The 10905-nt window shown below is 47.4% G+C and carries 7 protein-coding genes; all 7 read left to right on the plus strand.

Annotated elements, in window-relative coordinates:
• The first annotated feature begins 1395 nt into the window (after window positions 1-1395).
• Window positions 1396-2364 carry a sigma-54-dependent Fis family transcriptional regulator gene (locus JW883_08740; protein MBN1842348.1) on the plus strand — a complete coding sequence of 323 codons (969 nt, stop codon included), beginning with the start codon at window positions 1396-1398 and terminating at the stop codon, window positions 2362-2364.
• 657 nt (window positions 2365-3021) lie between these two features.
• Window positions 3022-4125: a sigma-54-dependent Fis family transcriptional regulator gene (locus tag JW883_08745; protein MBN1842349.1), complete on the plus strand. Its 1104-nt coding sequence runs from the start codon at window positions 3022-3024 to the stop codon at window positions 4123-4125.
• A 459-nt stretch (window positions 4126-4584) separates the two neighbouring features.
• The gene (locus JW883_08750) at window positions 4585-5571 is read left to right on the plus strand and encodes a sigma-54-dependent Fis family transcriptional regulator (protein MBN1842350.1); all 987 of its coding nucleotides are present in this window, start codon (window positions 4585-4587) and stop codon (window positions 5569-5571) included.
• A gap of 705 nt (window positions 5572-6276) precedes the next feature.
• Window positions 6277-7089, plus strand: coding sequence for a hypothetical protein (locus JW883_08755; GenBank protein MBN1842351.1), 813 nt, complete (start codon window positions 6277-6279; stop codon window positions 7087-7089).
• A gap of 158 nt (window positions 7090-7247) precedes the next feature.
• Entirely contained in the window at window positions 7248-8612 is a 1365-nt protein-coding gene (locus tag JW883_08760) for a HEAT repeat domain-containing protein (GenBank protein ID MBN1842352.1), read from the plus strand.
• Window positions 8613-8776: 164 nt separating this feature from the next.
• Window positions 8777-9511, plus strand: coding sequence for a peptidylprolyl isomerase (locus JW883_08765; protein ID MBN1842353.1), 735 nt, complete (start codon window positions 8777-8779; stop codon window positions 9509-9511).
• Between the two features lie 209 nt (window positions 9512-9720).
• The coding region (locus JW883_08770; protein MBN1842354.1) for a PKD domain-containing protein at window positions 9721-10905 on the plus strand (1185 nt) is incomplete at its 3' end.

Below are 10905 nucleotides of genomic sequence, written 5' to 3' on the forward strand. Positions count from 1 at the left end.
GAAGCAAAGGCCCTAATTCGAAGTAGGATCGATGGTCCTTCAGAAGGAGGCAACAAAACTGAACGGAGTATTGCTAATTGTATAAATGACGATGGATATATTGAAATCTCACCTCTAGCTCTTTTTACCTTTTTTCAAGAACCCTGAACTTCCGAGAGTTCTCATCTGCACACAAAAGCGGAATTGACGAAAAACGTTTAGGGGCTGCGCAAAGGAGTCTGCAAACCCTCCCAACTGTATAATTTCTACACACTTTTCCCGCCTCTTTTTCTCAAAATTGTTACCTTTTGTTACAGTTCCGCCAGGGCATATGTTTTGGCATGTGAGACAATGCCTTAATATTACAGAGGATATCGATGTCTGTTCAGACTGGCATTAACCTTGCAGTATAAAATAATACATCGTTTTTGCGCTGGCACCATAACCTGAACCGGATATACGGGGGTGACAGAACAAGTCTGAACTTTGACAATTGGGAGGGGTATAGACAAGTGGTCAATCAGGTGCAGAAGGGATCCCCTCTGCACAGCACAGTGGGGTGGTTTTGATCTGGAAAGGATATCTGGAGGCAAATTGTTTGGTGGGGAAGCCTTGATGTTGGCAAGCTATATGTGACCTCGCCTGCCGGAGCAGACCAGACCCACCATATGTTGTATTCTCGACGTTGACCACCGGCGGACAGAGGAACGACTCTTCCTGAACATTCTGCCCCATGCCAACTTATCCTATCCCGACTGCTCCTGTTACTTTTGATACTCTAACTTGGCATTTTTTTCCCAAAACTTGGCATTTTTTTTCCCAAGATTGGAACTTGTTTACCCAATATTCTGGTTATGGATTTCGGTGTGATACGGCCTAACTGTTTGGAGTTAAAGAAAGAAGTTGAAACTACACCGAGTTGGCACGATGTTTGCCAAATATAATATAGTTAAGTCGCTTCTTCTCGTTGCTTGAACGCTATTCATCCCTGATTCACATGTAGAAAAACCGACTCTAACTATCTGTAAATGTAAGGAAAATAGTCTTGATGGTCTCGTAAAAAGTCAAAAAATGTATTTTTTGTCATTCCGGCGAAAGCCGGAATCCAGTCTTTTCAGGTAGTTGGAACTAATATGGACGCCGGTTTTCACCGGAGTCACGACTTTTTACGAGACCATCAGTCTTGCGAAGTCAATTTGCACGATATTTGCGTAAAGCTTGTGGAATAAGTTCAGCCCTGCCTTTCATTGCAAAAGGATTACTATAAGTATGCTTCTCGAAAGCGAAGGCTCTACTACGCCGTGATTTTACGGTTGCCTCCATTTTGAATGATCTAATCTGGATGGCACTTACAACCGGCAAGTGCGGCGGAAAGGATTCTGGTAGCGCTGAAAAATGCCAGGTGCTTTGCTACATTTGCCAAATGATCAACAGTTGATTGGAGAAAGTCCTTCCTTCCACGCAACAATGGAGCAAATTCGTATTGTAGCTCACCATGATGCGAGTGTCCTCATCTGTGGGGAAACAGGCACCGGCAAGGACTTGTGCGCCCGGGCCATCCACCATCTCAGCCTCCGCTGGAAAAAGCCCTTTGTTCCCGTCAATTGTGGGGCCATCCCAGTGAACCTGGTGGAAAACGAATTATTCGGACACATATCTGGGGCGTTTACCGGCGCCTCCACGCCAAGAACCGGACTAATTCACGAGGCCGACAAAGGCACTCTGTTTTTGGACGAGGTTGTCACTCTTCCTCTCACTGCACAAGTCAAACTCTTGCGTTTCCTTCAGGAGAAAGAATACCGACCGCTGGGCAGTACCAAGACATTGCATGTCGACGTGCGAGTCATCGCGGCGTCAAACATTAACATCGAAAAGGCAGTAACGAGAGGCACGTTGCGCCTCGATCTATACTATCGTTTGAATATTGTGCCCATCAGTCTGTTACCGTTGAGAAAGCGACGAGAAGACATACCCATTCTGGCTCGTTATTTCCTTGCTAAGTATTCAGCTAAGTTCAATAAAGAAGCGACCGGCTTCGCTCCAGATGCCTTGCGAGCGCTCACGCTCTATGACTGGCCCGGCAATGTGCGAGAATTGGAACATGTGGTCCAGAGAGCTGTGGTACTCAGCCATAACAGGGTGATCGAGCCCTCTGACATTGTAGTGACCCCCCTGGAAGCCAGCCAGCGCGAAGAATCGTTTGCGGTGGCAAAGGCGGCGGTAGTCAGAAAATTTGAAAGACAATACGTTACAAAACTCTTGGTTGCTCACGGAGGTAACATAACTCAAGCTGCAAAAGCAGCAAAAAAAAATCGTCGGGCCTTCTGGGAGCTGATCCGCAAGCACGGAATCGATGTGCAGAAGTTCATACCCTCCAGTTTCTGATAGAAGTTCGGCAGCGTGCGGACAAACCAGCTTTGTTGCAACTCACACATACTCCTACCAAAACTGGAAGCAACCCACCGCCAAGAACCGTTCAAGGAGGCAAAGGCAAAGGTAGTTATGGCATTCGAACAAGATTATATCACAAAACTCCTGCTTGCTTATCAGGGTAACATTACCCGAGCAGCACGGGCGGCACAAAAGGATTGTCGAACATTTTCGCAATTGATCCGCAAGCACGAGATGGATGCTCAACATTTCAAGCGATCCGGTGGCCCACGAAACTCACACAATCCACTTTTGCCGGCAGGATAAACCTGTCGTTCACATATATGATCCCTCCACAAATGCGGGACAATTTATTGCTCATACCTGGATAGATTTGTCCTATGTCTAACTTGCACACCCCAAAGGCTCTCTTGTTCCATGACCTGAAGTGGCAAGGACAAAAGCAGCCTACCATTACCACAAACGGATTGTGAAAAACTGAAGCCCGAGAGCTTGCTTGGAAGGGGAGAACACTGCAGAATAGCGTGCAACACAGTAAATTTGCGTACTCTTGCTTTCCGGAGAAAAAGCATTTGCCAGGGGTGGTATGTCAGTGGCATGGCGGTTGCAATGTATTGTTCCGGTTACCTGTCTACCCGGTAAATAAGGACCTTGAGCATAACCATCGAGTCTGATTTTCCGGTTACAACTTTGGCGGATGAGATTTGCAGCCAATTCACTGATCAACGCAAGAATCGGCATTACTACCTTGGGCTTCAGAATATGTTTAACGTGTCCAGAGAGCTGCCGAACGGACAACAGTTGGTTGGAGAGAGCCTCGCTTTTCGCTTGGAGATAGAGAAAATACCTGTTGTGGCTCGTTCTGATGCGGGAGTCTTCATCACTGGAGAAACAGGCACAGGCAAGGAGTTATGTGCCAAAGCAATTCACTACGCTAGTCCCAGGGCAGACAAGCTTTTTGTGCCTGTTAATTGCGGGGCTATTCCGACGGATTTGCTGGAAAACGAGTTATTCGGCCACAAGACAGGAGCCTTTACCAGCGCCTCCACATCGCAATTCGGATTAATTCAGGAGGCAGACAAAGGGACCCTGTTTCTAGATGAAGTAACCAGCCTTTCTTTATCAGCACAAGTCAAACTTCTGCGCTTCCTTCAGGAGAAAGAATACCGACCGCTTGGCTGTACAAACACAATCCGGGCCAACGTCCGAATCATCGCAGCATCAAACATTGAGATAGAAGAGGCGGTGAGAGAAGGCACTCTAAGGCGAGATCTTTACTATCGCTTAAATGTCATCCCCATCAGGCTGCCACCCCTTAGAGAGAGACCAGAAGACATCACGATTCTAGCTCAACATTTCCTAGCCAAGTATTCAGCCAACTTCAACAAGAAAGTTTCAGGCTTCTCCCGAAAGACCATGCAAGCACTTGTCCTCTATGACTGGCCGGGTAATGTGCGTGAACTGCAACATGTGGTCCAGCGAGCCACGGTATTTACTGGGCATGACGTGATCGAACCCTCTGACATTGTCTTGCAAGGCCTGAAAGTCACCCAGCACGAAGAATCGTTCAAGGAAGCAAAAAAGAGGATGATAACGCAATTTGAAAGAAACTACATCACGAAACTCTTGGTTGTCCATCAGGGTAACATTACTCGGGCAGCACAGGCAGCGGGAAAAAACCGTCGGGCTTTTTGGGAATTAATCCGCAGGCACAGAATCGACGTTCAAAGGTTTAAACCCCACCGTCCTTCATAAAAATCGGACAATCCGCCGTTCTGTCGTGATAAATCCGTCCCCCGTCCAAGTCCAATATCCATGAGGCCTTGCCTCACATCTCCTGAAAAAGCAAGGACAAAAACAGCCCGATTTTTGTACCAACGACCCGTAAGGAATTGAGGCCCGTTGCTTCATCCAAAATAGTTCTAACCTACTCAACATATTCGCTTTTCTTTTGAATAAGATAACGTGGAGAGCCAGGCCGTAATGCCAATGGCATATTGATTGCTATGGCTTCAGATTATAATTTTTAAAATATCTAGTTATCTTATCGTCATGGCTTCATTTAGTTTGCTAAACTCCCGATTATGTTGATTCGCTTTTTTTGGGGAGATGTTCCTTTCCATCGTTCTACGAAAGGCCTTTGGACCAATGTGATCAGGCTGCCCCCCAATCCTGTTTGGCAGTGGAAGGGATTGACTTAGAGGCTTTGAAAAAATGCTGAGTGCCTTTGATAGACTGCCAAATGATCAGCAATTTATTGGGCAAGATCCCTCCTTTGTTGAAGAGATGGAAAAAATTCCTCTCGTGGCCCGCTGTGATGCGAACGTCATGATCTGGGGTGAAACAGGAACAGGCAAGGAGTTGTGCGCTCGAGCTATACACTATCTCAGTCCCCGAGCAAAAAGCCCATTCGTACCCGTTAACTGCGGAGCCATCCCAGCGGACTTGGTGGAAAACGAATTGTTTGGCCACGAACCTGGAGCATTTACCAATGCCTCGACGTCACGACCCGGATTGATTCACAGTGCTGAAGGCGGAACGTTATTCCTGGATGAGATTACGAGGCTTCCGCTCATTGCGCAAGGTAAGCTATTGCGCTTTCTGCAGGAAAGGGAGTACCGGCCGATCGGCTCCGCAAAGACATACCGAGCCGATGTGCGAGTCCTCGCTGCGTCAAACGTTGAACCAAAAAGAGCGGTGATAGAAGGGAAGCTCAGCCGCAGTCTTTACTATCGTTTGAATGTTGTCCCTATCAAGCTGCCACCACTCCAACAGCGACGAGTAGACATCCCCCTTTTGTCTCGCTATTTCCTGACGAAGTATTCAGCAAAATTCAGCAAGGTAGTGTCTGACTTCTCTTCGGGGGCCATGCAGGTTCTCGTGCTCTATGACTGGCCGGGTAATGTGCGGGAATTGGAACACGTGGTCCAGCGAGCTGTTTTGCTCTCCAAGCAGGGGGTTATAGGCCGTTCTGACATTGTCTTGCCACGCATAGAAAACATCTCCGGCAAAGAGGGCTTCAGGGAGACAAAGGCTAAAGTAGTTGCGAAATTCGAGAAAGACTATATCACAAAAATGTTGCAAGCCCATCAAGGTAACGTCACGCGGGCAGCGCTTGCAGCAAAAAAGAATCGCCGGGCCTTCTGGGAGTTGATCCGCAAACACGGAATCGACGTGGAAAGGTTCAGACAACCCGGTTGATTGTTAGGGGTTGGATAATCGCTTGTTTCAGGTAGGACTAATTTAGCCTTGCATCCTATTCATACAGAGAAAGGGCATTTCCGAATACTGCTTCAAAATGCTGGGACAAAAAAAGCCTACTAAGGCACCACCAGCTTTCAGGAGATTGGGTGCTTAGAGCGTATCAAGAACTTAACTGCCAGCGTGGTCAGACTTTAACCAGTTGAATTTGTTATATTGAATCCATGGCGAGTGATATTTTCAAGTAGTTGTTCTACTGCTGGCACAAGGGTTGCAACTTACGATAGTCGTCGGCACCTCTTCTTGTTTTGAATCTTTTTATGCGCCAAAAGTTGTTTCTGACAGGGCAAGTGAGTCTTTTGCCATTGTGAAAAGCTGTGATTAGCGCTCTTTGGTCCGCTTACAACAGCGACTTATACAGTGCTCATGGGCAAGGTGTTAAGTAGGGACTGATTGCCCTTGTGAGCTCAGTTGAGGGTCTTCGCCAAAAATGATGGGTGGTTGTATGCCAATCAGGTGGGGGCAAGCATTAGGCGCCTTGGATAGCGCTCCCATCTGGAAAGAAAATATGCATGCTAATATGCATCCAGAAAGGAGGTGGAAAAAAGCTAGATGGTAGTGGAACGATTGCGTGTTGCAATCGGAAGTAATCTTAGACAGTTGAGTTAAGATCTTTGAAGAGTTGAGTTAAGAAAGGAGGAAATAATGCGCAAACTTATTCTTGTTTTGATTGCTGTGGCTTTTATTGCTACCCCTGCCTTTGCGGGAAACATCCCGGAATTTGACGCAGTCGGGTGCGACGCCGCAAACTATTTCAATGACGCCATTAAGTGGAGTGTCATTATAAACAACACTGACGGCTTTTTGAGGCCGATCAATATGTTTAGTGACTTTTATCCTACTGAATATTTCTCGAACACCGCCGGTCAAGAGTACCCGGATCCTTGCTTTCCCCAATATTTGTCTGCACTGACGGATGCTTACAATGAGGCCGTTTACGAGTGGCAAATTGTCCTTCAGATGAAACCGGAAAGCGATATTAATCTGAATATCGTTGACTGCGTGTTGAAACACAATGAGTTCGATATTTGGACCGGTGCAGAACAAAGCGGTCGGTACAGAGCGCCGTGGGGGCAACTTTTCTTCGTGCCTACGGCCAACCCAAGCGTGACAGTAGAAGCCATGCCAGGGGCCTTTGCGACACCTGGTTTTGAGAGCGCCTTCACGATGGATGCTCGCACCATTCCTGGACTTAGCGCCGTGAAGCTGGACAGTGCTCTGTACACAACCAAGGCCTTGTGGGAAGAAGGGATCGTTATGGTGCTGCCTGCAACCGGTGAGACCAACGCTTCTGGCCAGACAGTTTATAACCTGAAGCAGGGCGACGTCATCAATGTCGAAGTGACTATTCCTGGCAACAATACGGCTGACATTCGTTACGGTAGTGACAATGTGATCCTGAAATACATCGGCATTGTGGGCACGGAATATGTTGGCGCCCAGTGTTACGGAGGATAATTATCGCTAATTATCATTTAACATTTAATTCACATTTTGGACGGGATGGGGGGTCGCGTTCAAGGCGACCCCCCCCTTCTCGATTTCTTACTCATTTCAATTTGAATCGCGCTCTCTGAGGAAGGCAAATCAAGATTTTCTGTGACAAGGAGATTTCCATGGGTCATATACCCTCTAAGCTCGCTTTAAGGTGGTTTGTTGGCTTGGCGGTATTCGCGGCCATTGGTTATGCATCCATAAAGTATTACAGACAGTCGAAAGTAGAACCACCTACCACAACAATTCAAGAAAAGGCTGAAAAGGCGTCAGTAATTCCGACTGAAGTACAGTTAGATGCAACTCAGGAAACGGTCCAAGACCCAGATAGCTCTTGGATTGAGGCGACAACAAAAGCATTAGCCGATCCAAATGTTTCAGCACGTGTTCAGGCGATCTTGAGCCTGAGAAAGCACCCATCTTCGGAGGCTATCAATCTTCTTCTGAAGTTTCTCGATGATAATGATGGTGTGGTGGTTTCAGAAGCCATCGATACCTTGGGATATATAGGCCTAAACAGCGATCTGGGAGACCTCGTCTATGAGATGCTGGAAAAAAGGGCCAGAGATAAGGCTTTCGCGCTTCGTGGTCACGCTTTGATAACCGCAGCCATGATCGGAAAAGATCGCCTTTTACCGGTTGTCTCGGATTTTATGTTTGAACAAACTGATAGCGGAAAGGGTTTTGCCGTAAGGTCACTGTCACTAATTGGCAGCCCGGCGTGTGTTCCTCATTTGGGCATCCTTTTGGACCAAAGTGAAGACTCCGAGATTCGGCGCAATTGTTTCAATATTCTTGCCAACATCAATACTCCTGAGGCGTTGGACCTACTCCAGGAGTATGTCGTTTCTTCCAACGATCGAGATCAGGCCGCCAGCGCCCTTGCGCTTTCCAGGCTGAATATGCCAGAGCTTAACGAGATGCTGGCAAATAAAATACAAAATCAAGAATTAGAAAAAGACGCCATCCAAGCCCTTGCAAGCAGTCCGGCGGCGCCGGATATCTTCGGGGACTTGCTCCAAAGAGAGGAAGTTGAAAATGAGCAAAAGGCTTCGTGCTTAAAGACTCTTGCAAAGTATTCCTCATCTCATGGACCGTCAGAGCGTAGAACGAGCTTAAAAGAGGCGGTTGAACCCCTTCTGTATAGCCCGGATTCCACAGTAGAGAAAGAAGCAATACGAGCCATTGCCGGAATTGGGGGAGTGGGTACTGATGAAGCGTTAATTCCAAAATTAGAATCAAAAGACCCAGAGGTTCGTAAAGAGACAGCCTTTTCTCTCATTGGATACGTAACACCCAAGAATTACAAGGCGCTGCTAGATGTGCTCTGGGATGATGACCAAGAGACCCGAAGGATAGCGCTCATGTGCGTTGAGCAGTTCGTGGATGGGTCAGATCGCGAGACTCTTGAAAAGGCGAGAGATCACGAAGATGAACTTATCAGCAAGCATGCAGGAATGCTCCTGGATCAGGTACTCCGAAAGTAAGGTTCTTCATGAAGTTAACGGATTCTGTTTTTATTAGTGGATTTATTGTTTTAGTTGTTACCGTGTGGTTGGCTCTCAGTTTATGTCCACGGTTCGCATGGACTCCTCTTTCTTTCGCAGCCTCCGACAGTGTGGTTATCGCGACGGTCAACAACGCGTCCATCATGAAGCCAGAGGTCGACCGTTTGATCCTAGAATACAAAAGGAAAACCGGGAAAAGAGAAATTCCGTACGAAGAGAAAAAAAAATTGCTGAAAAACCTGATAAGGCGACATCTAATATTGCATCAGGAATCGGTCCAGGCCCTGAAGCATTACAAAGACATCATCGAAAAGGTTAAGAAATATGAAGAAGATCTAATTGTTGCTCGCTTCCTTCAATATGAAGTGGGCAGCCAGGTTAAAGTAACCGAGGACGAGATCAAGAGATATTATAAGGAAAACCGCCACAAATTTTCATCACCTCCAAAGGTGGAAGCAAGGCATATATTGCTCAGGAGTCGAGAAGAAGCTGAAAAAGTGATGGAAAGACTCCGCAACGGCGAAGAGTTCACCCAGTTGGCTAAAGAGTTCTCCATTGATCTTCCCATGGCTTTGGAGGGAGGAAGTATGGGAACCATTGAAAAAGGCAGAACCCTGCCAGCCCTTGAGAAAGTACTCTTTACGCTCAATGAGCGTGAGGTTAGTAATATCGTAAAAACAAGATATGGCTACCATATACTTACTGTGGACAAAATCATCCCGGCGAGCTTTGGATCTTATGAAGAGGTGAAGAATGACATTAAGAAAATAGTTCTTCGACAAAACGAGGCGAAGGCGTTTGACGAGATGGCAACAAAATTGGAAAAGGATGCTGACATAAGAATATTTGAAAATCGCCTGACAGGAGATCTTCATTAACCAAGGGGACTTGATTACACATGAATACATCAATTGTGATGGACTCGTAAAAAGTCCCTCCTGATGTCATCGCGAGCGTAGCGAAGCAATCTCATTGCCTGTAAGAGCTTGAACTCAGGAGATTGCTTCTTCGTTTCATTTCTCGCAATGACCCGTTCTAAGACTTTTTACAAAGCCGTTAGTTTTGATAGGGGAAGGAGAGATACGTGATGAAAAGAATAGCAGTGGGGGTGGCAATACTCTTTGTCATATTGGCATTTGCGCAAGTTCAGGCGGCCGTTCTTTGGGAGTCAGATTATTACGCATTCAGATATGAGGTGCAGCCAAACGGCGGTTTATTTTATTATCCGGCAGGGGTTGCTGGGGGCTGGGTAGAGGCTACAGGGGTTGTTACACATTCTGGCGTGAGCGCAGGCCCGTTTTCAAGCATCCTATTGAAGAACGTGGAGCCGGGCCAAAGCATTTCGGGTTTCCCGACAGGCGTCATTCAGATGAATGCCATGGCTAAGGGGCCTGACGGGGGAATCAATCCGGAAAATGGGACCTTAGTCCAGGGGTTTGCGGAAATCAATCTCAACGGGTTTGGAGGCAACTATGCTGTCGATGTCGACCAGGAAGTTAAGACCTATATTGTCCGGAGATTTCGCGTTGACAGCCCGGGCCAATATTACACCGGGGCATACTTGTATGGGCTGGTCGATTTCCTTCCTTTTGGAACCACGTCATCCAACTACCATGCCCTTTATTCACTCGGCGCTGTGGTGACCCTGGAAGAGTGGCAAGATGGGAGCCCCGACCCCACCAAGCTGCGTGACGTCGCACAAATTAGCCTGAACAAATTCGACCGCTATGAGAGTATTGGGGTTGAGCTCTCAGCCGATACAGGTATCTTTTACCAATTCAAGATTGATTTGGATCTTGGTACAGATGTTCAAAACTATGATTATTCATCCTTCCAGGTCACCGGTCCCCTAAACGGCCCACTTGAGATAGGAACCGCAGAGAAGCCCTTTGAATTAGGTGGGTTTGTTTCCTCGGATTCAAACCTTCCTCCCATAGCAAGCTTCACGGGCGATCCGACGTCCGGTGAGGTACCGCTCACCATAAACTTTAACGCATCTGCTTCAGATGACCTGGACGGCACTGTTGTTTCCTACGACTGGAATTTCGGAGATGGCGGAAGCGACTCAGGCGTGACTGCCATCCATGAGTACACTGAGGCTGGTACTTACACGGTGACGCTGACGGTGACCGACGATGACGGCGCAACACGCACCGTAACCAAGACAGACTACGTCACGGTCACTGCGCCCACTCAGTACACGTTGACGGTTACGACCGAAGGTCAAGGCACTGTGACGCTTGATCCTGCTGGCGGGACCTATGATGAAGAC

The organism is Deltaproteobacteria bacterium, assembly GCA_016930875.1.
GTDB lineage: Bacteria > Desulfobacterota > Desulfobacteria > Desulfobacterales.

Excerpts from the sequence above, each read along its gene's own strand:
- JW883_08750 (MBN1842350.1), top strand. The coding sequence starts at position 4,585 with ATGCTGAGTGCCTTTGATAGACTGCCAAATGATCAGCAATTTATTGGG.
- JW883_08765 (MBN1842353.1), top strand. The coding sequence starts at position 8,777 with ATGAAGCCAGAGGTCGACCGTTTGATCCTAGAATACAAAAGGAAAACC.
- JW883_08755 (MBN1842351.1), top strand. The coding sequence starts at position 6,277 with ATGCGCAAACTTATTCTTGTTTTGATTGCTGTGGCTTTTATTGCTACC.
- JW883_08760 (MBN1842352.1), top strand. The coding sequence starts at position 7,248 with ATGGGTCATATACCCTCTAAGCTCGCTTTAAGGTGGTTTGTTGGCTTG.